At 64.1% G+C, this 25,972-nt stretch carries 24 protein-coding genes; 16 read left to right on the top strand and 8 right to left on the bottom strand.

Features of this window, described 5'->3' with window-relative positions; all coding sequences use genetic code 11:
* Window positions 1–2: 2 nt before the first annotated feature.
* Window positions 3–650: an XTP/dITP diphosphatase gene (locus tag Q362_RS19660; RefSeq protein ID WP_035216016.1), complete on the bottom strand. Its 648-nt coding sequence runs from the start codon at window positions 648–650 to the stop codon at window positions 3–5.
* A gap of 182 nt (window positions 651–832) precedes the next feature.
* Here Q362_RS19660 and Q362_RS0107460 point away from each other — a divergent pair, with 182 nt between their 5' ends.
* The 3 genes from Q362_RS0107460 (at window position 833) to Q362_RS0107450 (ending at window position 2,899) form a co-directional block, all read left to right on the top strand.
* A complete protein-coding gene (locus tag Q362_RS0107460; RefSeq protein ID WP_028318174.1) occupies window positions 833–1,312 on the top strand; it encodes a hypothetical protein in 480 nt (159 codons plus the stop codon).
* A 139-nt stretch (window positions 1,313–1,451) separates the two neighbouring features.
* Window positions 1,452–1,907 (top strand): universal stress protein, encoded by a 456-nt coding sequence (locus Q362_RS0107455; protein WP_035215961.1) that lies wholly within the window; start codon window positions 1,452–1,454, stop codon window positions 1,905–1,907.
* Complete coding sequence (locus Q362_RS0107450) at window positions 1,907–2,899, top strand: protein kinase family protein (RefSeq protein ID WP_051553869.1); 993 nt, start codon at window positions 1,907–1,909, stop codon at window positions 2,897–2,899. The genes Q362_RS0107455 and Q362_RS0107450 overlap by 1 nt, the downstream gene beginning before the upstream one ends.
* A gap of 51 nt (window positions 2,900–2,950) precedes the next feature.
* Here Q362_RS0107450 and Q362_RS24040 read toward each other — a convergent pair whose 3' ends face one another.
* The 4 genes from Q362_RS24040 to Q362_RS0107430 all read right to left on the bottom strand — a co-directional run bounded on the left by Q362_RS24040 (window position 2,951) and on the right by Q362_RS0107430 (window position 5,319).
* Window positions 2,951–3,100, bottom strand: a complete 150-nt coding sequence (locus tag Q362_RS24040; RefSeq protein ID WP_169737380.1) for a hypothetical protein — start codon at window positions 3,098–3,100, stop codon at window positions 2,951–2,953.
* Window positions 3,101–3,194: 94 nt separating this feature from the next.
* Window positions 3,195–3,398, bottom strand: coding sequence for a cold-shock protein (locus Q362_RS0107440; RefSeq protein WP_028318171.1), 204 nt, complete (start codon window positions 3,396–3,398; stop codon window positions 3,195–3,197).
* Window positions 3,399–3,514: 116 nt separating this feature from the next.
* Entirely contained in the window at window positions 3,515–4,795 is a 1,281-nt protein-coding gene (locus tag Q362_RS19655; RefSeq protein WP_084312420.1) for a DEAD/DEAH box helicase, read from the bottom strand.
* Between the two features lie 257 nt (window positions 4,796–5,052).
* Entirely contained in the window at window positions 5,053–5,319 is a 267-nt protein-coding gene (locus Q362_RS0107430; protein WP_028318170.1) for an RNA recognition motif domain-containing protein, read from the bottom strand.
* Window positions 5,320–5,657: 338 nt separating this feature from the next.
* Between Q362_RS0107430 and pheA the strand changes: the two genes are divergently transcribed.
* Window positions 5,658–6,767, top strand: coding sequence for a prephenate dehydratase (gene pheA / locus Q362_RS0107425; protein ID WP_028318169.1), 1,110 nt, complete (start codon window positions 5,658–5,660; stop codon window positions 6,765–6,767).
* A gap of 37 nt (window positions 6,768–6,804) precedes the next feature.
* Entirely contained in the window at window positions 6,805–8,649 is a 1,845-nt protein-coding gene (locus Q362_RS0107420; protein ID WP_028318168.1) for an ABC-F family ATP-binding cassette domain-containing protein, read from the top strand.
* 24 nt (window positions 8,650–8,673) lie between these two features.
* Here Q362_RS0107420 and moaA read toward each other — a convergent pair whose 3' ends face one another.
* Window positions 8,674–9,720: a GTP 3',8-cyclase MoaA gene (moaA, locus tag Q362_RS0107415; protein ID WP_028318167.1), complete on the bottom strand. Its 1,047-nt coding sequence runs from the start codon at window positions 9,718–9,720 to the stop codon at window positions 8,674–8,676.
* Between the two features lie 107 nt (window positions 9,721–9,827).
* On the opposite strand from moaA, the gene tsaD reads away from it, so the two are divergent.
* The 7 genes from tsaD (at window position 9,828) to Q362_RS22145 (ending at window position 18,884) form a co-directional block, all read left to right on the top strand.
* On the top strand, window positions 9,828–10,832 hold the full coding sequence (tsaD, locus tag Q362_RS0107410; RefSeq protein WP_028318166.1) for a tRNA (adenosine(37)-N6)-threonylcarbamoyltransferase complex transferase subunit TsaD: 1,005 nt from the start codon (window positions 9,828–9,830) through the stop codon (window positions 10,830–10,832).
* 6 nt (window positions 10,833–10,838) lie between these two features.
* Window positions 10,839–11,726: a 16S rRNA (adenine(1518)-N(6)/adenine(1519)-N(6))-dimethyltransferase RsmA gene (rsmA, locus tag Q362_RS19650; RefSeq protein WP_035215956.1), complete on the top strand. Its 888-nt coding sequence runs from the start codon at window positions 10,839–10,841 to the stop codon at window positions 11,724–11,726.
* Complete coding sequence (locus Q362_RS0107400; protein WP_028318165.1) at window positions 11,723–11,974, top strand: hypothetical protein; 252 nt, start codon at window positions 11,723–11,725, stop codon at window positions 11,972–11,974. The genes rsmA and Q362_RS0107400 overlap by 4 nt, the downstream gene beginning before the upstream one ends.
* A 26-nt stretch (window positions 11,975–12,000) precedes the next feature.
* A complete protein-coding gene (locus tag Q362_RS0107395) occupies window positions 12,001–12,687 on the top strand; it encodes a CPBP family glutamic-type intramembrane protease (RefSeq protein WP_028318164.1) in 687 nt (228 codons plus the stop codon).
* 65 nt (window positions 12,688–12,752) lie between these two features.
* Window positions 12,753–13,919, top strand: coding sequence for an iron-containing alcohol dehydrogenase (locus tag Q362_RS0107390; RefSeq protein WP_028318163.1), 1,167 nt, complete (start codon window positions 12,753–12,755; stop codon window positions 13,917–13,919).
* 160 nt (window positions 13,920–14,079) lie between these two features.
* Complete coding sequence (glgB, locus tag Q362_RS0107385) at window positions 14,080–16,020, top strand: 1,4-alpha-glucan branching protein GlgB (RefSeq protein ID WP_028318162.1); 1,941 nt, start codon at window positions 14,080–14,082, stop codon at window positions 16,018–16,020.
* A gap of 41 nt (window positions 16,021–16,061) precedes the next feature.
* Window positions 16,062–18,884: an OmpA family protein gene (locus tag Q362_RS22145; RefSeq protein ID WP_051553867.1), complete on the top strand. Its 2,823-nt coding sequence runs from the start codon at window positions 16,062–16,064 to the stop codon at window positions 18,882–18,884.
* Window positions 18,885–18,987: 103 nt separating this feature from the next.
* Here the strand turns inward: Q362_RS22145 and Q362_RS0107375 are convergent, their stop codons facing one another.
* Window positions 18,988–20,592, bottom strand: a complete 1,605-nt coding sequence (locus tag Q362_RS0107375; RefSeq protein WP_028318161.1) for a DUF445 family protein — start codon at window positions 20,590–20,592, stop codon at window positions 18,988–18,990.
* Between the two features lie 24 nt (window positions 20,593–20,616).
* Window positions 20,617–21,276: an HAD family hydrolase gene (locus Q362_RS0107370; RefSeq protein ID WP_028318160.1), complete on the bottom strand. Its 660-nt coding sequence runs from the start codon at window positions 21,274–21,276 to the stop codon at window positions 20,617–20,619.
* 322 nt (window positions 21,277–21,598) lie between these two features.
* On the opposite strand from Q362_RS0107370, the gene ftsE reads away from it, so the two are divergent.
* The 4 genes from ftsE to Q362_RS0107350 all read left to right on the top strand — a co-directional run bounded on the left by ftsE (window position 21,599) and on the right by Q362_RS0107350 (window position 25,958).
* The gene (gene ftsE, locus Q362_RS19640; RefSeq protein WP_084312418.1) at window positions 21,599–22,357 is read left to right on the top strand and encodes a cell division ATP-binding protein FtsE; all 759 of its coding nucleotides are present in this window, start codon (window positions 21,599–21,601) and stop codon (window positions 22,355–22,357) included.
* Window positions 22,354–23,241: a cell division protein FtsX gene (locus Q362_RS0107360; RefSeq protein WP_028318159.1), complete on the top strand. Its 888-nt coding sequence runs from the start codon at window positions 22,354–22,356 to the stop codon at window positions 23,239–23,241. Before ftsE ends, Q362_RS0107360 begins: the two co-directional genes overlap by 4 nt.
* Window positions 23,241–24,431 (top strand): murein hydrolase activator EnvC family protein, encoded by a 1,191-nt coding sequence (locus Q362_RS0107355; RefSeq protein ID WP_028318158.1) that lies wholly within the window; start codon window positions 23,241–23,243, stop codon window positions 24,429–24,431. Before Q362_RS0107360 ends, Q362_RS0107355 begins: the two co-directional genes overlap by 1 nt.
* Before the next feature lie 195 nt (window positions 24,432–24,626).
* Window positions 24,627–25,958: a S41 family peptidase gene (locus Q362_RS0107350; protein WP_028318157.1), complete on the top strand. Its 1,332-nt coding sequence runs from the start codon at window positions 24,627–24,629 to the stop codon at window positions 25,956–25,958.
* Window positions 25,959–25,972: the final 14 nt, after the last annotated feature.

The raw sequence follows: 25,972 nt of genomic DNA, 5'->3' as shown, positions 1-25,972 counted from the left end.
CTCTAAGGCACCGTTCCCTCGCGCCGGGAGGCCGGACCCGCCGGCTGCTGCCGCAGCCATTTTTGTATTTGGTCGAATTCGTCGATGAATTGCGCCAGGGCCCTGCCCCGGTGGCTGAACGCCCCCTTTGCCTCCAGCGGGATCTCGGCCAGGGTTTTGTCCAGCTCCGGGATGAGGAACAGGGGATCGTAGCCGAATCCGTGCTCCCCCCGCCGTTCGGCAATGATTTCGCCTTCGCACCGGCCCTCCCAGGACAGGCTGGCGCCGTTCGGGGTCGCCAGGGTGAGCACGCAGACAAAACGGGCGGTCCGCTTGCCGACCCCGGCCATTTCCCGGAGCAGGAGGTCGCAGTTGGCCCGGTCCGTGGCGTCCGGTCCGGCATATCTGGCCGAATGGACCCCCGGCCGGCCGGCCAGCGCATCGACCACCAGGCCGGAATCGTCGGCCAGACAGGGCAGACCGAACAGGCGGGCGTAATGCACCGCCTTTTTGCAGGCATTCTCGGCAAAGGTGGCGCCATCCTCGATCGCCTCGGGCGCGGGCGCGAAATCGACCAGGCCTCGGAACTCGATTGGAATGCCACCGAGTACCTCTTTCAATTCCGCGAACTTGTGCCGGTTGCCGGTTGCCAGTACGATCGTGTCCGCCATGGTCATCATCCCTGTGATTGGTTGCCGGTCGGTCCGCCCTCCGGCCATATGTTTCCGCCTCGCCTTCATTTCGGCCGCGACGGATTTCTTTACTTTGCCTTGGCCGCTTCTCTTTTTATAATAGGAACAATTCCTTCATTCAGGGCATGACCGCATCATTCTCCGGTCCCCGGAACAACACAATGGCACCCTTCCCCGACAACGACTTTTCCCTCTCCGCCGAACCGCCGATCAGGCGGCTGCTGCGGGAGATGCGGCGGCAATGGCGGCGCTCCGTCGGCTCGCTTCTCACCCGGACGGGTCGGACGGCCGACACCGCCCAGTCCACCGCTGCGGTCCCGGTGGAGAAACGCCGCCATCGCCGCATCCCCCTCAAGAACACTCTCGTCCGGGTCACCGATGGCTGCCTGTGCGCCACAGCCGAAATCGGCGACATCTCCCCCTGCGGCATCTGCCTGCGCAATCTGCCCGAACAACTCTACCACAGTGCCGGCCGCCTGACCGTGTTTTCCAGCGACGATCCCGGCCTGCCGGTCCTCCATATCGAACCGCGCTGGCAACGGACCGGCTGGAGAGGCAAGACCATCGGCGCGGCGATCGTCGACGTTCCCGAGGCCTGGCACCTCTTTTTCGTCCGTGCCGCCGGCGGGATCGGGGCATGAAACCGAAAAACGGCCCCAACGCACCTCAGCGGTCCGTGACACCGGCGAAAAACTTGCCTCGTGCCGCCAACCACCTTATGGTAAAAAAAAGCATCCCACAGCCGGGACCGCGTTCCCCGTATCCGTGAGGAGGTGCCCCATGAGTGACTGGAAACGGATCATCATCGCCATCGACGATTCTCCTCGCTCCCTCAACGCAGTCGACTATGTCGGCAGCATCGCCGGCCACCTGCGCGACATCCGTCTCTGCCTGCTCCATATCTATCCCGAGCCGCCGCCCGGCTTCTACCAATCCGGCGCCACCCTGGACGACTACAAACGGGAGCAGGAAGAACGGGCCACGGCTTTGTTCGAAAAAGCCGGCGCCATCCTCCAGTCCCACGGCGTGTCGCCGCAGGCCATCGCCACCCGCTGCCGGATCGCCGGTCAGCAATCGATCAGCGCCGCCATCCTCGAACTCCAGACCCAGAAGGGATACGGCACCATCGTGGTGGGCAAGCGGGGCATCTCCAAGGCCGAGGAATTCCTGTTCGGCTCGATCTCCAACGCCCTCATCCACAACGGCCGCGACATCGCGGTCTGGGTGATCGGCTGATGATTCCCTACCAGAGTATCGCCGCCCTGCCGGACGAGGCGGCCCATGCCCTTCGGGAGCACAGGGTCACCCGCAGCCTGCGGCGGCCGTCCCGGGTCTACACCGACACCACCGACTTCACCTCCATCGACTACGGCGACGTCATCGCCGTGGAGGGCCGGTATTTTCTGATCACCTCCTACACCAAGGAGGGCCGGTTCGGGGTGGACGAGCAGATCAAGCCATGGGTCCCCAAGGTGGTGGACCTGGTCACGATGGACCACTATATCCTCAAGCTGGAATTCAGGGAAACGTTCGACATGCGGCTGGGGCGGTTCGCGGTCACCTGCTACCGCAGCCCCGAGAAGGAGGCCAGGATCCTGGAGTTGGTGCAGGGCCGCCCCAACTTCATGCAGGGCGAAACCCTGGTGGACGCGGCCGGCAATCTGGTGCGGGTCCTGGTACCGGTGGCCGGCAACCGGCTGGACAAGGTCATCCATACCGGCAGCACGCACCGGGAGTATTTTTTCAATGAACTACCGGATATTCTCACCCGGTTTCTCGGCTGCCTGGAGGGGATCGCCTTCCTGCACCGCCACGGCTTCCGCCACGGCGATATCCGGCGGGACCATGTCTTCGCCCACCGCGACACCGGTCTACTGTACTGGATCGACTTCGACTACGATTTCTATCTGCCGGAAAAGCCGTTTGCCCTCGATCTGTTCGAGCTGGGCAACCTCCTGCTCTACCTGATCGGCCGGGGCGACTATCATCTCCGCGAGATTCTGGCCGATCCCGCCTTGGGGGCGTCGGTGGCCGATGCGCTCGCGCCCGGCGATTTCTCCCTCCTGGTGCCCAACAGGGTGGTCAACCTGAAGAAGCTCTTCCCCTACATTCCCGAGGCGCTCAACAATATCCTGCTCCATTTTTCGGCGGGCGCCGAAGTTTTTTACGAAACCGCGGAAGAAATCCGCGCCGATCTCGCCACCGCGGTGGCGCAACTCTCTCCCTGAACAACGGGAAAAAACGAAGGACAAGAACAAGCGGGACGCAAGAAGAACCGGTCAGACCGGTTCCTCCTGATAATCCACGTTCTCCTCGCCCGTCTGCGGCACCTTATCGCGCTGCATCTTCTTTTCTTTCTTGGCTTCCTTCTTTTTCTGCTTTTCCAGCTCCTTGAGCCTTTTTTCCTGCTTGTAGTTCGTGCGCTTCATCACACTGCTCCCCAACGCGGTGGTTGACAGATTGTGCCGCTGTTCCACACCCCGCCCCGGAGGACGGGGGTTCTCATCAGGTGGCAGGGCACGCTTATCGTTTTTTCACGACGTTGGCGGCGGCGGGCCCCTTGGCGCCGTCGACCACATTGAAGCTCACGCGTTCCCCCTCCTGGAGCGACTTGAATCCGTCGGCCTGAATGGCGGAATGGTGGACAAACACATCCTTGCCGCCATCCTGCTCGATAAAGCCGAACCCCTTAGAATCGTTAAACCATTTTACAGTTCCTTCAGCCATTGTTCCTTCTCCTCTTCTGTGGTGCGCGCTGCGCACGGTTTGCGGTCGGCCCCCCCTTGGGGCCTGGTGTTCTCCCGTCCCGTTATGGCGGGACGGCATTTCGATGGTTCCTGCAATCATTCCGAACGCCTGCTCAACCCGAAAACGTTCAGGCCGGTGCCGGACTTGCGCTGTGGACGTCCGTTTTCGGCACCGCCCTTTCTCCCCTGACGGGGGGATCGAGCCGCTGCAGGCCGTTTTTTCTCCTCACCGGTTTCCTGCAGCCGCGGCCGGGTTGCGGCCGCAGGCAGAGCGGGAAGACCGTGCCGGCACATTCTGTTGTCGAGCACCCCCTCGATGGCCCGGATCATCCGCCCATCCTCGCCGGTGGCAAAAGTCAGGGCATCGCCGGTGCGCGAGGCACGGCCGGTCCGGCCGGTCCGATGGATATATGCCTCGGCGGTATCCGGCACATCGTAGTTGATGACGTGGGAGATCCCGGAGACATCGATGCCGCGCGCGGCGATGTCGGTGGCCACCAGGACATTGAACGTTCCGCTTTTGAAGCCGTCGAGGGCCTGCCGCCGTTTGTTCTGCGACAGGTTGCCCTGCAGCGAGGTGGCCTTGACTCCCGACCGGGTCAACTGCAGCGCCAGATTCTTGGCCCTGTGCTTGGTGCGGGTGAAGACCAGGGTGCTGGTCATCGTCTCTTCCTGCAGCAGGGACATGAGCAGCGACGTCTTCTGTCCCTGTTCGACCGCATAGAGATGATGGGTGATACCGTCCACCGAACGGGTGGGATTGATCTGTACGGTGACCGGGTCATGGAGCATATCCTCGGCGAGATGCCGGATCTCGGCCGGCATCGTCGCGGAAAAAACCAGGGATTGGCGCTGTTTGGGCAATTGGCGCAGAATCCGGCGGATATCGGGCAGGAACCCCTTGTCGAACATGTGGTCGGCCTCATCGAGAACCAGGATTTCCACCTGGCCGAGGTCGAGCACCTTGTCGTTGAGCAGGTCGAGAAGACGGCCCGGACAGGCCACCACGATATCGGCTCCGTTGCGGAGGCCGCCGATCTGCTTCTGTTTGCTGACCCCGCCGTACACGGCGATGCAGCGCAGCCCGGTTTTGTCAATGATCGTGCGGATAAAGTCGTTGATCTGCTCGGCCAGTTCCCTGGTCGGGGCAAGGATCAGCGCCCTCACCCCCTTGGCGGGAGTCTGCAGGAGATGGTGGATCATCGGCACGGCGAAGGCCGCTGTCTTGCCGGTGCCGGTCTGCGCCAGACCGAGGAGATCGCGCCGCCCGAGAATCGGGGGAATGGCTTGCTCCTGGATTGGGGTTGGTGCGGTGTAGCCGCATTGATGCATTGCCTGAAGAATGTGTGGATGCAAAGAAAAACGGTTAAAACTCATGAGCGCTCCGGTAATCGGCGGCAATTGCAACAGCCGGCCGCAGAAGCCCCCTTCCCCCATGGGACAGGGTCGGCGGCCGGCAGCAGGGGCCGATTACTGAAAATGTTGATGAAAAGCTGCGATCGAAAGCCGCAGCTCCTGGATTGTGGCGTTGATGGACAGTCGGAACCGGATGGGTTGGGTTGGGAGTGCCGCATCGAACCGTTGTCCGATGCGCACGTGGGTCGGCTGTGGGGAAAATTGTCTGCGAAAATAATCTACCGGCGCCTCTGGCCTTTCTTGGCCGGCGGTTTCGCTTCGTTACAGACCAGCTTGCGATGGTTGTATTCCTTGCCGTTCAGGCCGTCCATCACCTTGTGTCCTTCGGACCTGTTGGCCATTTCGACGAAGGCGAATCCCTTGGGCCGCCCCGTAAACTGATCGACGATCAGCTTCACGCTGACCACCGTGCCAAAGGCACCGCACAGGTCGGACAATTCCGCTTCGGTGATAGTGTAAGGAAGACTGCCGACAAAAAGTTTCATGCCTCTCCTTCCCGCAAGGGGGGTAGTTAGCAGGAACTTTTCGGATATCGAAGGATTCGGGATGAAAACGTGGGATAGCAGAAAAGGAACATGCCAGGAAATGTGGATATGACTCTGTACCCGATCCTCGCCGTCAACGCAAGCGAATAATTCTTAAAAACAATGAAGAAACCTTCCGTCGCCCCTTGCGGGCGCCGCAGTCGAAACAAACCGGACCATCCTTAAAGGTTCCCATAACCCACGAACAATGCTATAGTGGCGGCCTTAATCAGGCAGGGGGTGGGAGCGTTTTCCGCCCGACCCCAGTCCAGCCGAGCTTTTTTCAACCACGCCGAATCATGGATCAAGAACCGAAACCGAGCATTCCCCAGGTGCGCCAGCGCATCGACCAGATCGACGACACCATTCTGGAACTCCTCAAGGAGCGCCTCGAATGCGCCAAGACCATCGGCCTGCTCAAAAGCGAAACCAGCCGGGCCAAATGGGACCCACAGCGCGAACTGGAGATCTACGAGCGGCTGCGGGAAAGCAACAACGACGTCTTTCCCTACAAGGCGCTCCGCTCGATCTTCCACGAAATCATCACCACCTGTCGCCTGTCGCAGCGCAAGGCCTCGGTGGCCTATCTCGGCCCGGAAGCCACCTTTTCCCATCTGGCTGGAGTCAAGTATTTCGGCCAGACCGCCGAGTACCTGCCCATGGAATCCATTGCCGAGGTGTTCGAGGAGGTGGAGAAGGAGCGGGTCCAGTACGGCATCATCCCGGTGGAGAATTCCATCGAAGGCGCGGTCACCTATTCGCTCGACGCCTTCCTCAAGTACAAGGTCAAGATCTGCGGCGAGATCCAGTTGGCCATCACCCACAACCTGGTCAACCGTTCGGGCAACATCGAGGACATCCAGACCGTGGCCTCCCACTCCCAGCCGCTGGCCCAATGCCGCAACTGGCTGCGGAAAAATCTGCCCAAGATCCCCACACTGGATGTCTTTTCCACCGGCACCGCCGCCCAGATGGCCGCCAACAACCCCAATGTCGCCGCCATCGCCAGTTCGCTGGCCATCAACACCTACGGGCTCCAGGTGGTGGTGCCGGGCATCGAGGACTATCAGGGCAACACCACCCGCTTTCTGGTCATCGGCCGCAAGTCGCCCAAGAAGAGCGGCCGCGACAAGACCTCGATCCTCATCGGCCTGATCAACCGCCCCGGCGCGCTCAACGAGATCCTGACCATTCTGTCCGCCAAAAACATCGACCTCGCCAAGATCGAATCCCGGCCGACCAAGGACAAGCAGTGGAGCTACCTCTTCTTCCTCGACATGATCGGCCACATCGAGGACCCGGTCATCCACGAGGCCTGCAACATCCTTCGCCAGATCTGCGCCTATTTCGAGCTGCTCGGCTCCTATCCGCGGGCCGACGACATCAACTTGAACGGCAGCCTCGACTAAAAACGCGATCAAGGCTGCCGATTCTCCCGCCACCGTCATGTGCGCCCTTCTCAGCGGCCAGGGACTGGCCAAGGCCTTCGGCGCCCAGGAACTGTTTTCCGGGGTCACCCTGGTCATCAACGCCGGCGACACCGTTGGCCTGATCGGCCCCAACGGTTCGGGCAAATCGACCCTGCTCAAGATCCTCTGCGGCCTGGAACAACCCGACAGCGGCACCGTCTTTGTCCAGAAGCTGCTCCGCATCGGCTACCTGCCCCAGGAAGACGTGTTCGCCGAGGAGGCCAACTGCGCCGACAACCTCTATGCCGCCTGCCAGGGGCTGGGACTCGACGAGGCCGAGCAGTACAACCGGGTGCACGCCCTGCTCAGCCGCGCCCGTTTCCCCGACCCACAGCAACCGGTCCGCCTGCTTTCCGGCGGCTGGCGCAAGCGGCTGGCCGTCTGCCGGGCCCTGGTCGGCCGGCCCGATGTCCTGGTTATGGACGAACCCACCAACCACCTGGACATCGAGGGCATTCTCTGGCTCGAACGCCTGCTCGGCGCCACCCTGCCCGAAAGCCCGGCTGCGGTGCTCATGGTCAGCCATGACCGGCGCTTCCTCGAAAACACGGTCAACCGGGTGATCGAACTGGCCCCGGTCTACCCCGAAGGTTCATTCCAGGTGCGCGGCGGCTACGCCGATTTCCTCGAAAAGAAGGCCGACTATCTGCTTCAGCGGCAGGACCTGGAAGAACGGCTGGCCAACAAGGTGCGCCGCGAGACCGAATGGCTGCGTCGCGGCCCCAAGGCCCGCACCACCAAGGCCCGTTACCGGATCGAGGAGGCGGGCCGTCTCCAGGACGAACTGGGCGAGATCCGCAGCCGGAACCGCTCGTTGGGCCAGGTGGGCATCGCCTTCGACGCCACCGGCCGCAAAACCAAAAAACTGCTCACCGCCACCGGCCTGGAAAAAGGCTTCAGCGGCCGGACGCTGTTCTCGGGCCTCGACCTCAGCCTGACGCCGGGCCTGCGCCTCGGCCTGCTGGGCCGCAACGGCAGCGGCAAGTCGACCCTGATGCGCATCCTCGCCTCCGCCGAAGGCCACAGCGGCCTCAAGCCGGATGCCGGCACCATCGTCCTTGCCGACGGCCTGCGCATCGTCAGCTTCGACCAGCGCCGCCAGGCGCTCGATCCCGACGCCACCCTGCGCCGCGCCCTTGCCCCGGAGGGCGACAGCGTCCTCTACCAGGGCCAGTCTCTGCACGTGGTCACCTGGGCCAAGCGCTTCCTCTTCCGGACCGACCAACTGGAAACCCCGGTCTACCGGCTCTCCGGCGGCGAACAGGCCCGCATTCTCATCGCCCGGCTGATGCTCCGGCCGGCGGACGTCCTCCTGCTGGACGAACCGACCAACGACCTCGACATCCCCTCGCTCGATGTCCTGGAGGAGAGCTTGTGCGAGTTTCCCGGCGCCCTGGTGCTGGTCACCCACGACCGCTTCCTCCTCGACCGGGTCTGCAACCTGGTGCTCGGCTTCGACGGCGCCGGCCGGGCCGAGTATTTCGCCGACTACGACCAGTGGCTGGCCATGCTCCAGGAACGGGACCGCGAAGAAGAGGCGAGCTCACCGGCCCCGGTCAGGGAAAAACCGGCGGCGAAACCCAGGCCGGGCAAGCTCTCCTACATGGATCAGCGCGAATACGACCGGATGGAGGAGAACATCCTGGCTGCCGAGGCCCGGCTGGCTGAACTCGAAGCCCTGATGGCCGATCCGGAAGTGGCGGCCGATCCGGGCCGATTGCAGCGCTACTGGCAGGAACAGCAGGAAGTGCAGACGCGCACCGAGCAGCTCTACGAGCGCTGGGACGAACTGGAGCGGCTCCGGCAGGGAAAGACGGAATAACAGGAAGCGGGGATATAAACAGTCTCAGCCGCCGATGCGCGACATCCGTCCATGGCAGTCGCCGCCGGAGCGGCGCAGCCGTTCCTCGAGGTGATGCCCCTCGGGCTTGTTGCGGATGGCGGCCAGCAGGGCCTCGCGAACGGCCTCGTCGCCCGAGCCGTTGCGCAGCACCGTCCGGAGATCGACCTCGTCGTCGTGGAGCAGGCAGGAGCGGAGCGCGCCGGCCGAGGTCAGGCGCAGCCGGTTGCAGCGGTTGCAGAAATGGTGGCTGAGCGGACTGATGAAACCAAGCGTCCCCACCGAATCCGCCCCGAGGCGGAACACCCTGGCCGGGCCGTCGTTCCTCCCCTTTTCCAGGGGAATCAGCTCGCCGAGGGCGGCAATGCGGGCCATGATCTCGTCGGTACTGATGTAGGTGTCGGCGTTCCAGCGGCTCGATTCGCCGATGGGCATGAACTCGATGAACCGCACCTGCACCGGCAGCCGCCGTGACAACCGGGCGAAATCGACGATCTCGTCGTCGTTGATGTGGCGCATGGCCACCATGTTGAGCTTCACCGGGGCAAAGCCGAGCGTCAGCACCGTTTCTATCCCGCGCCAGACCGCGTCGAAACAGTTGACCCCGGTGATGGCCGCCACCCGTTCGGGCTTGAGCGAATCGAGGCTGATGTTCACCTTGGTCACGCCGGCCTCATACAGTTCCCGGCCGTAGCGTTCGAGCAGCACGCCGTTGGTGGTGATGCGGACGTCGTCCAGTCCCTCGATCCCGGTCAGTTCGCGGATGAACCGCATCACGTTGCGGCGCACCAGGGGCTCGCCGCCGGTGAGCCGGACCTTGGTGATGCCCATGGCCACCGCCACCCGCACCACCCGCAGCAACTCCTCGTATGACAGCAACTCGTTATGCGTGAGCTTGGTCAGGACACCGTCGGATTCCTCTTCGGTGACGCAGTACAGGCAGCGGAGATTGCAGCGGTCGGTGAGGCTCAGGCGCAGATACGAGATGGAGCGGGCGAAGAGATCGACAAGTCCGTTTGTTCGAGGGGCAATTGTGGTATTTTTTTGTGTCATTGTGTATGGTGCCCGGGAGAAAAGAGTGCCTCGTCCCAGGGCGTGTGGACAACCTGTGACTGCATTGTACTGATAACACCGATACGGAGCGATTGCAACCGGCCGCCATGCTTATCCTCGCCATTGAAAGCTCCTGCGACGACACGGCGGCGGCTGTGCTCGAACCGGAAAACCGGGTCCGTTCCTCGGTGGTCAGCAGCCAGAACGAGATCCACGCCCGCTTCGGCGGCATCGTGCCCGAACTGGCCTCGCGCCGCCACATCGAGATGATCCGGCCCGTGGTCGACGAGGCCCTGGCGCAGGCCGGAGTCGGCCTGGACGACATCGACCTGATCGCCGCCACCCGGGGACCGGGGTTGGTCGGCTCGCTCCTGGTCGGCTTCACCTTTGCCAAGGCTCTGGCGCTGGTGCGCGGCCTGCCCTGCGTCGGGGTCGACCACATGGCCGGCCACCTGCTCTCCTGCCTGCTCGAAAACCCGCAGCCCGCCTTTCCCTACACCGCCCTGATCGTCTCCGGCGGCAACACCTCGCTGTTCGCGGTCGACGATCCGCTCACCTTCACCCGCCTGGGCCGCACCCGCGACGATGCCGCCGGCGAGGCCTTCGACAAGGTAGCCAAGCTGCTGGGTTTGGGTTACCCCGGCGGACCGGCGATCAGCCACCTGGCCGCCGACGGCGATCCGGCCGCCATCGCCTTTCCCCGCGCCCGGCTGGGTGAGGACAGCCTCGATTTCAGCTTCAGCGGCCTCAAGACCTCGGTGGCGGCCCATGTCGACGGCCAGCGCCGGAGCGGCGCGCCCCTGGCGGTGGCCGATATCTGCGCCTCGTTTCAAGAAGCGGTGGTCGATGTTTTGGCGGACAAGACCCTGGCCGCGGCCGAGCGGACCGGCCACCGGCGGGTGGTGCTCGGCGGCGGGGTGGCGGCCAACCCGCGCCTGCGGGCGGTTTTGGCCGAACGGTGCGCGGCGCGGGGATTCAAATTGTTCCTGCCGGCGCCGGCCCTGTGCACCGACAACGCCGCCATGATCGGACTGGCCGGCTACTACCGCTTCCTCGCCGGGCAGTTGGCTGCGGCCGACACCGACGCCTACTCGCGCTCGCCGCTCAACTGAGGCGCCATGGCCCCTGTGCACGCAAAACAGCTTCTCAGGCGGCAGGGTCTGGCCCCGCACAAAAAGCTGGGCCAGAATTTCCTGGTGCACGAACGCACGCCGAAACGGATCGTTGATCTGGCCGGGCTGCATCCGGACGACCGGGTGATCGAGGTCGGGGTCGGCCTGGGCGCCCTCACCCGGCCGCTGGCCGCGGCCTGCGCCCATGTGGTCGGTCTGGAGGCCGATGCCGGCATCATCCGCCTGCACCAAGAGCAGCAGGACCTGCCCGCCAACGTCGAACTGGTCCACGCCGATGTGCTCAAAGTCGACTTCGCCGCCTTGGCCGCACCGGGCCAGCGATTGAAAATCGTCGCCAACCTGCCCTACTCCATCTCCAGCCCCTTTCTTTTCCGCCTGATCGATCACGCCGAGCTGATGGATTTCGCCGTGGTCATGCTGCAAAAAGAGATGGCTCTGCGGCTGATGGCCCGGCCCGGCACCAAGGAGTACGGCGCGCCCACGGTGCTGCTCGCCGCCTGCGCCGAGGTGCGGCCGCTGCTGGCGGTCGACCCGGCGGAATTCCACCCCCGGCCCAAGGTCGACTCCCTGGTGATCCGCATCGCCTTCCAGCCGCAACCGGCGCGGGTCCAGGCCCTGGGCGCATTCGACCGCGCCCTGCTGGCCCGAATCGTTCACGCCGCCTTCGGCCAGCGGCGCAAAACCCTGCAAAACGGCCTGGCCGCGGCCGTGCTGGCGCCGGACAAGGCGAGCTTGGTCCGCTGCATCGAAGCCTGCGGCCTAACCCCTTCGGTCCGGGCCGAAACCTTGCAACTGGAAGACTTCGTCCGTTTGTGCCACGCACTCAGCCGGGTCGTCCCCACTCCTCCCTTCACCCCTCCTCTGCCATCATGACGGAACGAAAAACACCCGCCCCGCCCCAGATCAGCCCCTACATCTTTCCCGCCCTCCTGGCCGGATTCGGCCTCTGGTGCGTCTACGACGGCTGGTTCACCACCGATCCGGAGATGCTGAAGCACCAGTTGTTCAACCGGATCGCCGGCGGCGTGCTCCTGGTGTGGGCAATCATCGATTTCATCCGCACCCGCAAACGGGAGAAGGCGGAGCAGGTGGCCAAGGACACGGAACCGCCGGCCAACTGATCGCCCCATCCAGCACCCGGAAAATCGTGATCACCAACCGTCAGCTCATTCTCCCCTACGCCGCGCCCTACCTGGCCTACGTGGGGATCGCCTCGGTGCCGCCCTCTGTACTGCCGCCGCACCTCAGCTATCTGTGCCGGCTCGTTGTCGTCCCCCTGTTGATGGTCTGGGCCTGGCGCTGGTACTGTTCCCTCACCGGTCCCAGGCCCCTGGTCGGGTCCATCGTTACCGGCACCCTCGCCGGACTGGCCGGGCTGGTGCTGTGGCTCGGACTGCTGGCCCCCTTTGTCCATGCCGACGACGCCACCCCCTGGACCGTGCCGGGATTTATCCTGCGCCTGCTCAGCGCCGGGCTGGTGGTGCCCCTGTTCGAGGAGTTGATGATGCGGGGATTTATCTTCCGCCTGGTCCTGCAATGGGACCAGGGACGGCGGGACAGTCAGGCGGAGCCGTTGCTCACCGCCCTGGATCAGCGCTCGATCAACGAGATCGCCCCCGGCGCATGGTCGTGGCCGGCGGTCATCATCTCGACCCTGGCCTTTGCCTCGGGCCATGCCGTGGCCGAATGGCCGGCCGCAGTGGCCTACGGCCTCCTCATGGCCTGGCTGTGGGTCCGCCGGCAGGATCTGATCGCCTGCATCACGGCGCACGCGGTCACCAACATCGCCCTGGCCCTGTTTGTCTATCTGACCGGCTTCTGGCAGTTCTGGTGAGCGGCATCCCTTTCCGCTCCTCCCTCGCCAGGTAACCGCTTTTCTCTGCCCCGCCGACCAGCGCCATGCACAACTTCGTCTTCCACAATCCGGCCAAGATCCTGTTCGGCCAGGGCACCATCGAGGCCATCGGCCCGGAAACCAGGGCCTGGGGCCGGCGGGCGCTGCTGGTCTACGGCCGGTCCAGCCTCAAGGAGAGCGGCCTTTACGACCGGATTCTCGCCTCGCTGCATGCGGCGGGACTTGAGGTGGTCGAGCACGGCGGCGTGCGCGCCAATCCCCTGCTTTCCCATGCCCGCCAGGGCATCCGCCTGGCCAGGGCCCGGCAAGCCGAGGTGATCGTGGCCGCGGGCGGCGGCTCGGTCATCGACACCGCCAAGGCCATTGCCGCCGGTACACCGGTCGAGCACGACGTGTGGAAATTCTTCACCGGCAAAAAAAGCATCAAAACCGCCCTGCCTGTGACCACAGTGCTCACCCTGGCCGCCTCCGGCTCGGAAATGAACTCGGGCATGGTGCTCACCAACGACGACACCAGGGAGAAGTTCGGGTTCGGCCATCGCCTACTCCACCCCAGGACCTCGATCCTCGATCCCCAGGCCACCTGCACCGTGCCGCCGGACCAGACCGTGTTCGGCGCGGTCGACGCCATCAGCCATGTGCTGGAATTCTACCTCACCGCCAGCGACACCGACACCCCGGTGCAGGACCGGCTGATGGAGGGCCTGATCGAAAACGCCATGGTCGCCTGCGAACGCTGCCTGCGCGATCCCTGCGATTACCACGGCCGCGCCAACCTGATGTGGACCGCCACCTTGGCCCTCAACGGCCTGACCGCCGCCGGTCTCGGCCGGGTCGGCTTTCCCATGCATCTGATCGAGCATTCCTTAAGCGCCCTCTACGATGTTCCCCACGGCGCCGGCATGGCCGTGATCCTGCCCGGCTGGCTGCGCGCCTACCGCACGACCCTGGCCCACCGGATCGCCGGCCTCGGCGGGCGGCTCTTCCGGCTCGCCGAATCGGAACCGCTGGCCGCGGCGGATCAGACCATCGCCCGGTTCGCGAAGTGGCTCGCGGACGTCAAGGCGCCATTGACCCTGGACGATCTCGGCATCCCGGCCGCGGCAATCCCCGCCATCGCCGCCAATACCCGGGGGCTGGCCCGGACCTGGCGGCTGGCCGACTGCACCCCGGAGCGGGTCGCCGCCATTCTTCGCCATTGCCTGGACTGATGGAGCGGTCGAAAACAGACCGGGACACCACGCCAAAAGGTGGCACCCTGCCGCACCATTGTGGCGAGAAAAGCGACATTTCCCCATGACATTCATCGGTTGATGCGGTAAGTTGGACGCGTTTTGCAACCTTGGAACCAAGGCGAGGCACACGCGAAAAATGGAGCACGACATCCCGGCCGGAAAGGCCGTGCCGGCGGAATGGCTCAGCCATTTCGACCGCTACCTGATCAGCGAAGGCACGCACGAACGGGCCTACGAAAAACTGGGCGCCCATCTGGTGCGCTTTGCCGATGCCGAAGGGGTCGTTTTTGCGGTGTGGGCGCCCAACGCCCGCCAGGTCGCGGTGATCGGCGATTTCAACGGCTGGGACCCGGACCGGCATCCCATGCATTCGTCCGATAGCGGCATCTGGACCCTGTTCATCCCGGATCTGCGCGAATACTCGGTCTACAAATACCGAATCACCACCCAGGCGGGCGACCAGGTCGACAAGGCCGATCCCTTCGGTTTCGCCATGGAGGAACGGCCGCGCACCGGCTCGGTGGTCGCGGACCTCGACCGCTACCCCTGGCGGGATAGGGAATGGGTCGACGGCCGCGCCCGGCACCAGCCCCTGGACGGCCCGATCTCGATCTACGAGGTCCACCTCGGCTCCTGGCGGCGGCAAGCGGATGCGCACTGGGGCCAGCGCTATCTCACCTACCGCGAGTTGGCCGCCGAACTGATTCCGTACGTCAAGGAGATGGGCTACACCCACATCGAGCTGCTGCCCATCGCCGAGCATCCCTTCGACGGCTCCTGGGGCTATCAGGTGCTCGGTTTCTACGCCCCCACCTCCCGCTTCGGCGCCCCCGAAGATTTCATGTTCTTTGTCGACGAGTGCCATGCGGCCGGCATCGGCGTGCTGCTGGACTGGGTACCGGCCCATTTTCCCAAGGACGGCGCCGGCCTGAACAACTTCGACGGCACCCAGTTGTACGCCCATGCCAATCCCATGCAGGGCGAGCATCAGGACTGGGGCACCCTGATCTTCAACTACAGCCGGAACGAGGTCCGCGCCTTTCTCATTTCCAACGCCCTGTTCTGGATCGACAAATACCATATCGACGGCCTCCGGGTCGACGCGGTGGCCTCCATGCTCTACCTCGATTATTCACGGGAGGAGGGGCAGTGGATCGCCAACGAATACGGCGGCAGGGAGAACCTGGCCGCCATCAGCTTCCTGCGCAAGGTCAACGAGGTCCTGCACGGCATCTTTCCCGGCGTGCTGACCGTTGCCGAGGAATCGACCTCCTGGCCCATGGTCAGCCGGCCCACCTATGTCGGCGGGCTCGGCTTCAGCCTCAAATGGAACATGGGCTGGATGCACGACACCCTGAGCTACATGGCCAAGGATGCCCTGTTCCGGCGGTTCCATCACAACCAGATGACCTTCGGCATGCTCTACGCCTTCCACGAAAATTTCGTCCTGCCGCTCAGCCATGACGAGGTGGTCCACGGCAAGGGCGCACTGCTCAACAAGATGAGCGGCGACGAATGGCAGAAATTCGCCAATCTGCGCGCCTATTTCGGTTTCATGTGGGGCTATTCCGGCAAGAAGCTGCTGTTCATGGGCGGCGAATTCGGCCAGTGGCAGGAGTGGAACCACGACAGCGGCCTGGAATGGCTGGCCCTGGAGGCCCCGCGCCACCGGGGTGTCCAGCGGCTGGTCCGCGATCTCAACCTGGTCTACCGGTTCGAACCGGCCCTGCACCAGGTCGATTTCGACTGGAACGGCTTCCGCTGGATCGACGCCAACGATTCCGACAACTCGGTCTTCTCCTTTCTCCGTTATGGCAAAAATGCCGAAGACTTCATCGTCGTGGTCTGCAATTTCACCCCAGTGGTGCGCGAACGGTACCGCATCGGCGTGCCCAGGGCCGGGGCGTACCGGGAGCTGATCAACTCCGACCTGGAGATCTACGGCGGCAGTGGTCTCGGCAACGGACCGGCGCTCGCCACCCTGCCCGAATCCTGCCATACCTTCGACCAATGCCTGTCGCTGACCCTGCCGCCGTTAGCCACGTTGTGGCTCAAACCCGTGCAGAATGACGTCTAGCCCCTTTTCCATGTGACCTCAACCCTACGACCACACACACCATGAAAATCCGTCTGATTCTCCTGTCCATCGCCGGTCTCGCGGCCTATGTCGTGCTCGCCAATTTCAACAGCAAGATCATCAGGGAAACCGAGATTCCCAAGGAGAGGGCTCAGGTTTCGTCGCCCCAGGCCCGTGCCGACAGGAAGCCTGCGGCCGACAAGCCGGCACCCGCGCCCGTAGCGCAGGAGGAGGCGGCCGCACCCGCTCCGGCGCAACCGGCGGTCCCCCAGGAGCGGCCGCAAGCGGAACCGTCCGCGCCGCAGCCGGCCGTCCAGGCCCAGGTGCAGACACCGGCCGAACCCCAAGCCGAAGGGGAACTCCGGCAACTGCGCGACGAACTGGCACGGAAGGAGCAACAGATCAAGCAACTGCTCGACGCCCAGGAAACCATCATCGCCAGGGAACGCTCCGTGCAGGCCGAGACGGCCGGAACCGCCGAATCCTCGGACAGGCTGCTCCAGGAACAAAGCGGGCAGATCGAGGCGCTCACCGCCGAGAAAAACCGGCTGGCCACTGAATTGAACACCGCCAAGGCACAGGTCGAGCAACTGCGTCAGGAATCCAGCCGGCAGCAGGCCCTGGCGACCGAAACCACCGACAGGAAACTCAAGGAGCAGGCCGACCGGATTGCAGCGCTGACCGCCGATCGGGAGCAAAAAGAGACCGAGGTCAAGCAGGCCAGGGCCGAGTTGGCGCAGATGCAGCAACGCCTCGCCCAAATGCAGGCCGCCGGCGCGCAAACCGAAAAATCCGTCAAGGAACAGGAGGCGCTCCTCGCCGCCGCGCGGCAGCAGCTTCAAGAGCAGACCGGCACCGTAGACCGGATCAAGAGCCAACTCGCCGAAACCGCGGACCAACTGGCCGCCACCAAAAAAGATCTGGAACAAACCGGACAGAAGGCGGAGGCGCTCATCCGCCTGAGTGCCGAAAAAGAACAGCAGGCCAACGCCCTGGTCGGGCAAAAGGCGGCGGTGGCACAGGCACTCGCCGAAAAAAGCGAGGCCCTGGACAAGGCCATGCTGACCATCCAGTCGCTCAGGCAGGAGGTCGCGGCGCAACCGCAGGCCGTGGCCACGGTGCAGCGCCTGCTCGATGAACGCACCCAGGAATATGACCGGATGAACCAGGAGGCCACCGCCAAGATCGAGCAGTTGAGCAAACAGGTGGTCGCCCTCAACAAGAACAACATCCAGGCCGCCAAGGAAGTGGAACGGGGCGCAGCCGAAGCCGAAGCCGCCCGCAAGGAGGGCGCGGAACGCGAAACGGCCCGCGCCACGCTCCAGGCCGCCCTGACGGAGGCCGAGCAGAAACTGGCCGCGGCCCTGGCCGGCAGGGAGGCCCTTGAGGCCCAACTTGCGGCGAAGGAGACCGCGCTGGGCGGCGTTCAGGCCCGGATTGGCGAATTGACCGCCGCCGCGACCTCGCTTCGCAACGAAAAACTCGGACTTGCCAGCCAATTGGAGGCCCTGCAGGCCGACAACAACAGCCTGATCGCCATGAAGAATTCGTTCGAGGACCAGGCCGCAGCCCTGGCCAGGGCCGAGGGCAAACTCTCGGAGATGGCCGCGCTCCAGACACGCATCGAGGAAATGAACAAGACCCTGGCGGAGAAGAACACGGCCCTGGAGAACGCCGCCAAGCAGGCAGAGGAACTGGCCGCGTTGCAGGCGCAAATCGGCGAGGCGGCCACGCAGGCCGAGGCCACCGCCGCCGCCGTCAAGCAATTGGAGTTGGAGAAATCGGATCTGGCCGGCCAGTTGGCGGCCGTCCAGGCCCAGGTGCAGGATGTCGGCGGCCTGAAACAGACCATCGACGAAAAAAGCAACGCTCTGGCGCTGGCCGAGGTCAAGGTCAGGGAACTGACCGGTATCAAGGAGCAGGTCGCCGCTCTCGAAGCCAAGGCAACTGCGGCCGAAGCAGCCCGGCAGACAGCGGAGAAAAAGACGGCCGACGCCGAGGCCGCGATGCAACGGTGCAACGAATCGCTGGCCATGAGCAACGGCAAGTTGAAAACGCTGGAAGGGGAACTGATCGCTTCCCGGACCCGGATCAAGGAACTGACCGACAAGAACCTGCTGCAGGCGCAACAGGACCTCGTTCCCACCCTCAACCAGCAGATCGCCACCCTGCGCAATCAGGTCATTCAACTGGAAACCGCTTCTGCCCTGGCGAAGAAAGAGATGGCCGAAGCGACGGCGACGGCGCAGGCCAAGAGCGACGAGGCCAAAAGCGCCGCCCAGAAAGCGCAGATCCTGCAAACGGAGCGAGACGGTTTGCAGCAGGCGCTCAACGATCTGCGCAAACAGTTGGAAGCCGTCAAGGCACAACCCCCGTCGACGTCCGGAGCCTCTGCGGCGGCGTCCACCGACCGGCAGGCCGCCGGAACCGACGCCGACGGGGATGGCGTTGCCGACGCCGCCGACCTCTGTCCCGACTCCCCGGCCGGCGTACCGGTCAATGCGCTGGGTTGCCAGCAGCACAAAGGGATTGTCCTCGAAGGCGTTGGGTTCACCTCGGGAACCGCGGTCCTGACTGCGGAATCCCGGAAGAAACTCGACCGGACCGCCGCAACGCTCGCGCTGGTCCCCCAGGCCAGGATCGAGGTGGCGGGCTACACCGACAGCGTCGGCGATGCCAAGCGCAACCTGACCCTGAGCGCCCAGCGGGCCCAGGCGGTGGTCGCCTACCTGACCGGCAAGGGCGTGCCTGCCGCCCGCCTGAGCGCCAAGGGCTACGGGGCGGAGAACCCGGTCGGCGACAACGCCACCGCCGCAGGGCGCCAGAAAAACCGGCGGATCGAACTGCACGCGATCGCACCGTGACCGTCGTTTCCGTCACGTGAACATCAAAAAGCCCTGCCGTCTGGCAGGGCTTTTTTTGTGCCGCTGTTCTCCTGGGCCGGCGCGGCCGGGGCCGATTGCCGGCTCACAGCAACCGGGCCAGGGCCAGATTGACCAAGCCGATGAGAAAACCGAGCAACGCCCCGAACAAATTGATGTATTTGAACTGCTCCTCCATGATCGACAGCAGCAGCCGTTCGAGTTGGAGCAGGTCGAGCGAATCGACCTTGTCGGTCACGATCCTCTTGAGGTTCAGGGATTCGACCACCCCCGGCACTTCCTGGAGCAGTATCCGATTGGTGGTGAGCACCGTGTATTCGATCAGGCCCTGGCGGACCCCGTGGGGCACGATATCGTACAGCCGGCCGAGCGGTTTGGCGAGCAGGGCGTCGATCATGGCGCCCACCATGGCATGGACCAGCCGTTCGCTGGCACCGGACCGCAACAGGGCCAGACACTCCCGCACAATCGTCTCCCGCAGTTGGCCGCCGCCCGCGCCGGGAAAAAATTGACCGGCAAGATCGGCCAGGGTCCGCCGGCCCCCATCGAGCAGATGCTCCAGACCGAAATGGAGCAGCGCCCGCAGGCCGGTGTGGGTCGCCTCGCTTCTGCACGCGGCCAGCAACTGGCCGGCGCATTCCCGGCAGAGTCCGGCCAGCCGTTCCTCCTCCACCTTGGCGAGGAGTACGTCGAGCCGTTTGCGCATCAGGGTGTCGATGACCTCCTCCAGCACTGCCACCATCCGCGCCCGCACCTCGGGGTTGGCGAGCCAGGCCGCCAGATCCTCCTCCTTTGCCTCCAGATAGGTGCCGATTTTCTCCTCGAAGGTGTCCCTCTCCAGAAACCCTTTGGCCATGGCCCCTACCGCTCCAAGGGTTTCGAGGAAATGATCGACGCCGTCCAGGATACCCTTGATCACCTGGGCGCGCAGCACCGGATCGGCCAGTTGCGCTCCCATGCGCTGGAGAAGGGGGCCGGCATGCTCCCGCAGCGCGTCCTTCGCCAGATCGGTCAACCGGGCCGGGACGAGATCGCCGATGACGGCCCCGCGGGCGGCGGCCTGGCGCAGACTGCCGGCCAGGTGTCCGGCCAGCCAGGTTTCGGTCTGCTCGCTGCACAGAATCGTCCGGATGAGGTCATCGATGCCCAGATAGATTTCCCGCCGGGTTTCCGCGGCGAACAGGGCATCGATTTCCCGGCCGGCGAGCGTGTCCAGCCGGCCGGCAATGGCCGCGATGCATTGTTCCTCGAAGCCGCTGCCGGCCAGGTAAGCATTGATCCCCTCGGCCACCCGGTATTTCAGGGTCTTGACGCCCACCTGAAAATAGGAGCGGAAACGGAGGGGAACGAGATCCGGCAGCGGTCCCAGGTCACGGGTGAAGAGTTCCCGGATCTTGCGGTCGGCCAGCAGGGCCAGATGCTCCTGGAACGGTTCATCGGAAATGGCGGCGCCGATATCCCGGCTGGTCAGGAGGTGGCGCCCCACCATCTCGCCGATGTTGGCGGCCAGGGCGCGCCGTTTGGAAGGGATGACACCGGGGGTCATCGGCACGCGGATGCCGAAGACATGCCAGGGACGCAGCGGCCGGAACAGCATGCCGATGGCGACCTTGTTGGTGAGGTAGCCGATAAAGGCCCCGACACAGGGGTGGGCCAGAGAGCCGAGCAGGGCGGGATCGATGGTGAACACAGCGTTTTCTTTGCAGGAGGGAGGTTACGAGGACAAGACCAGTGGCAGGAGTTCCTCGGGCCGGGCGACGAGGTGCTGCGCGCCGGTGCGGGTCAGTTCGGCCTCGTCGCGGAATCCCCAGAGGACGCCGGCCGCGACCATGCCGGCGGCGCGCGCGGTCCGCATGTCGACGCCGCTGTCGCCCACGTAGAGGATCTGCGCCGGGTCCAGATGGAGCAGCCGGGCAATTTCCAGGGCAGCGGTCGGATCGGGTTTCTTCGGCACGCCGTCCCGTTGCCCCAGCAGGGGGTCGAAATGCCAGCGGGGCAGCAGCCGCTGCACGCAGAGACGGGTGAAGGCGTCGGGCTTGTTGGACAGGATGCTCAGCCGCACGCCTTCGGCAGTCAGCCGGTCGAGCAGGTCGGCGATGCCGGGATAGGGTGCGGACCGGTCGTGCCAGGTCCGGGCATACGCCTCCTGAAAGGCGGCCACGGCACCGCCCACCATCGCGGCGTCGCGCCGGTCGGCCGGGAGCATGCGCTCCACCAGCACGCGGAGACCGTCGCCGACAAAATGCCGGTAGGCGTCGACCGGATGCCGGGGCAGCCCCTGGTCGGCCAGCACCCGATTGGCCGCCGCCGCCAGATCCTCCAAGGTGTCGAGCAGGGTTCCGTCCAGATCGAACAGGACAGCATGATACCGCATGGCAGACATTCTCCTCGCTTCGATTTTCTCATGCATCGCCGTGGCCCGTCGCCCGTGGCAGGACCGCGAACGTGCGACCGCGCCCACTATAACCGGGCGCCTCTCCGGGCGTAAATGTTTTTTCCCGTGTTGCGTCCGCGCTCCCTTTGGAGCGGTCTGTCGCCGCACTTTTCTGTTGTCTCAAACAGTCAAAAAGCTATAGAATTGAAAAGATGAATATTTTACGATATACAGCGGACAGGCGGGGTACGGGACCGGATGTCCCGGTGTCTGCCCCGGTCTGCCCCGCTTTCCCTTTTCCTTTGCTGCGGTCACCCCATCGATGAACCCGAAATCCTCACCTCCCGTCACCATGATCGACCTGATCAAGGTGAGCAAGGCCTATCCCCCCGATGTCCAGGCCATTGCCGATGTTTCCCTGACCGTGACCCGGGGGGAGATCGTGTTTCTCACCGGCATGAGCGGTGCCGGCAAGACCACCCTGCTCCGCCTGATCAGCCGGATGGAAAAACCGACCAAGGGCATGGTCGATGTCGCCGGCATGGATGTGATCAAACTGCCGCAAAGCAGCATCCACCTGCTGCGGCGCAAGGTCGGCATGGCCTACCAGGATTTCAAACTGCTGCCCGAGCGGACCGTGGCCGACAACATCGCCATTGCCATGGAGGTGGTGTACCGTCCCCGGTCCTTCATCGAGAAACGGACCAGGGAACTCCTGGAACAGCTTGACCTGACGAGAAAATACAACACCCGTGCCGGCGAGCTCTCGCGGGGCGAACAGCAACGGGTCTCCATTGCCCGTGCCGTGGCCAACGGTCCGGAGATCGTGCTGGCCGACGAGCCGACCGGCAATCTCGACGCGGAAACCACCGCCCGGGTCATGGCCCTTTTCGAACAGTTGCACCGCAAGGGTGCCACTCTGATCATCGCCACCCATGACCGGTCGCTCTTCGAGGACACGCCGCACCGGGTCATCGAACTCCGTTTCGGTCGGGTCCTGTCCCGAAGCGAGGCGGGAAAGGACGACGGCCCCGCCCCTTTCGAGGCCCCGCCCGCCCTGTTCGAGGAGACCGGCGCATGAGATTCTGGATCGTCGTTCTCCGCCATACCTGCCGCAACATGCTGCACACCTGGAAATCGCAGGGCATGACCCTGTTCACCGTTTCGCTGTCGGTGCTCATCTTCTCGTTTTTCTACCTCGTGTACGTCAACGCCCTGCATGTCGGGGAAAGACTGGGCGACGATCTCCGCCTGGTGGTGTATCTCGACGAGGAACCCGCGCCGCCGCTCCAGGAGGAATACCGGCACAAAATCCTCAAATTCGATCAGGTCGACCGCATCGAGTTCATTGGCCGGGAGCAGGCCTACAAACGGTTCGAACGGATTCTCGGCGAAAACAGCGACGTGCTCACCGGCGTGCCCACCGATTTCCTGCCGGCCTCGATCGAGGTGTATCCGGTCCGGACCCTGGACAGCCTTTCCCGGATCAAGCGGTTTTCCGACTACCTGCAAACCCTGCCCGGCGTGCTCAAGGTGCAATACGGCAAGGAATGGATCGAACGCTTCTACGCCTTCATCCAGTTGATGCGGGTGATCATCCTCCTTTCAGGATCGCTGCTCATCATGACCACCACCTTCATGGTCGCCCATACCATCCGGCTCACCCTCTTCGCCCGGCAGCAGGAGCTGGAACTGCTCCGCCTGGTCGGGGCCACCGACAACTACATCCGCATGCCCTTCCTGCTCGAGGGCGCGCTCCAGGGGGGCATCGGCGCCTGTTGCGGCCTGGGGGCACTGCTGCTGCTCTATAATTGGATCACGCTTCAGTTCGCGGGACCGGCCGCCATCCCGCTGCCGGCCTTTGCCTTTTTCCAATGGCCGGTGATCGCCGCCATCATCGGCCTGGCCACCCTGCTCTGCGTTGCCGGCAGTTTTTCGGCGATCAGACGGTTCCTGCATTTCTGATGCCGCCCGCCATGCCGCTCCGTTGCGCCGTTCTTCTCCTCCTGCTCGTCAGCCTGCCGGTCCAGGGCCTGCTGGCCGCCGAATCGAGGAAAGGTTCGCAGGAAGCGGACCCGCAGACGCAGATCATCTCCATCGGCAAGCTCCGCGAGGAAATCTCCAGGCATCAGGACAAGATCGAGCAAGCCGGCAGTGAAGAGCATTCCCTGCTGGAGGAGTTGGAGGGGCTGGATACCAAGATCGGCGGGCAAAAGGCCAGAATCGAGGAGTTGCAGGCGCGGCTCGGGGAACAGGAGCGGATCATCGCCGCCAAGGAACGGGAACTGGCGGCAGTGACCCGGAAAACCGACTCCCTGCGCCGGCATTTGATCAAGCGGCTGCGGTCGTTCTACCTCAACGGGACGACCGGGTTTCTCGACATCGTCTTCTCCAGCGGCACCCTCCCGGACCTGATGGTGGCCAACGATGCCTATCATTCGCTGGTCACCTACGACCAGGAGCTGTTTTCCGAGTACCGCACCAGCGTCGTCGAGATCGACCGGGCCAAACGGGCCCACGAGCTGGAGCAATCGGTCCAGGAACACTTCCTCGCCGAAGCCGCCGCGGAAAAGGAGGGACTGCAACGCACCGCCGACGAAAAAAACAGGGTTCTGCACCGGATCCGGACCGAAAAGGGGTTGTACGAACAGGCCCTGCGGGAGATGAAGAAGGCGGAGAGCACCCTCCTCGCCACCCTGGAGAAACACAGCCAGTCCCCCGAAAACGCCCCCTTCGGTTTCGGCGCGCAGAGGAACAAGCTGCCGCCGCCGGTCTGGGGCAAGGTGGTCCGCCGGTTTCAGGAATCCCCCCCGGACGACGACGATACCACCTTCGCCCAAGGCATCACCATCCTGCCGCCGGCCCAGGCGGAGGTATTTGCCGTCTATGGCGGCCTGGTTCTTTTTTCCGGATACATGAGCGGCTACGGTAGGGTCGTCATCATCGAGCACGATCAGGAATACTACACCGTCACCGCCCGGCTCGACGATCTCCGGGTTCAGGAAGGCGATGTGGTCCGGCGGGGGCAGATCATCGGCACCAGCAGCGAGGAACTCACGCCCTTCGGCCAGGGCGCCTATTTTGAAATCCGTCACGGCACCCAACCGGAGAATCCCCTCGACTGGATCCGGCCCGGGGCTCTGCCCACCCGCTGAACGGTCGGCCGCGGCCATCGTTTTTCCGGGATGTACCACAATAACCGTTGCCACCCCCGGTATTTCCCGTTAAGCTGAATAATTATAGGGATTCCCGGCAGCTCCCCGCCCGGTGCGGACACGCTGCCGCCCATATTGGTTCCGCTTGCCGAGGTTTGCTCCCCCATTTCCGCCATTCGGTCTCGCCGCTGCCCCATGAAACGCCTTCTTTCCCTCCTGCTCCTCGGTTTATGCTGCCTCTGGACTTCCGCCCATGCCGACGAAAACACGCAGGAGCGCGACATCTACCGCGATCTGGAAACCTTTGCCAATGTCCTGACCCTGATCCAGCAGTACTATGTGGACGAGATCAACTCCAGCAAGGTGATCAACGGTGCGATCAACGGCATGCTCGGCTCGCTCGATCCCCATTCGGCTTACATGACCCCCGAGGATTTCAAGGATCTGGAAGAGGAGACCTCGGGCAGCTTCACCGGCATCGGTATCGAGATTTCCATTCGTGACGGCGTGCTCACCGCCGTGGCCCCCATCGAGGGAACGCCGGCCGACCGCCAGGGCATCAAGTCCGGCGACCAGATCGTCCGCATCAACGGTGAACTGACCAAGACCATGACCCTGATGGAGGCGGTCAAAAAGCTGCGCGGCACCAAGGGCACACCGGTCACCATCACCGTCCACCGGCAGGAGTGGAAGGAGCCCAAGGATTTCACCATGATCCGGGAGGCCATTCCCCTGGTGTCGGTCAAGTACACCGAACTGGAACCCGGCTTTGCCTATGTCCGGGTGTCCAACTTTCAGGCCACCACCACCAGGGATTTGCGCAACGCCCTGAAAAACGTCAAGAAAAAACACCGCATTCAGGGGGTTGTCCTTGATCTGCGCAACAACCCCGGCGGGCTGCTCGACCAGGCGGTCAAGGTGACCGACGTTTTCCTCGACAAGGGGGTCATCGTTTCCACCAAGGGCCGCAACAAGGAAGAGCAGATGGTGTTCGAGGCGCATCCGGACGACGGCTACACCGATTTTCCCATGGTGGTGCTGGTCAACGGCGGTTCGGCCAGCGGTTCGGAAATCGTGGCCGGGGCGCTCCAGGATCATCGGCGGGCCGTGATCATGGGCACCACCACCTTCGGCAAGGGCTCGGTCCAGACCATCCTGCCCCTGCCCGAGGGCGCCGGTCTCCGCCTGACCACTGCCAAATATTACACTCCCAGCGGCGATTCGATCCAGGCCACCGGCATCAAGCCCGACATAGTGGTGCCGCTGACCACGACACCCGCCCCGGAGGCCGTCTCCGCCCCGCCGGCCAAGACCATCAGGGAAAAAGACCTGCCCGGCCATCTGGAAAACGACAAGAGCGGCCCCAAGCGTTCCGGGGGTGAGGCGATCGAGGACGGCGACCAGCAGGAAGAATTGCAGCAAATGGAAGATATCCGCCAGATCACCAAGCGGATGGAGCAGGACAACCAGTTGCGGGCCGCCTTCGCCACCCTCAAAAGTTTGGGCCGCCCCTCGAGCCAGCGGTAGCAAGAACACCGACC

The sequence above is a fragment of the Desulfobulbus elongatus DSM 2908 genome, assembly GCF_000621145.1.
Classification (GTDB): domain Bacteria; phylum Desulfobacterota; class Desulfobulbia; order Desulfobulbales; family Desulfobulbaceae; genus Desulfobulbus; species Desulfobulbus elongatus.
Note: the sequence above shows the minus strand (reverse complement) of the source record. Positions and strands in the feature narration are given on the sequence as shown.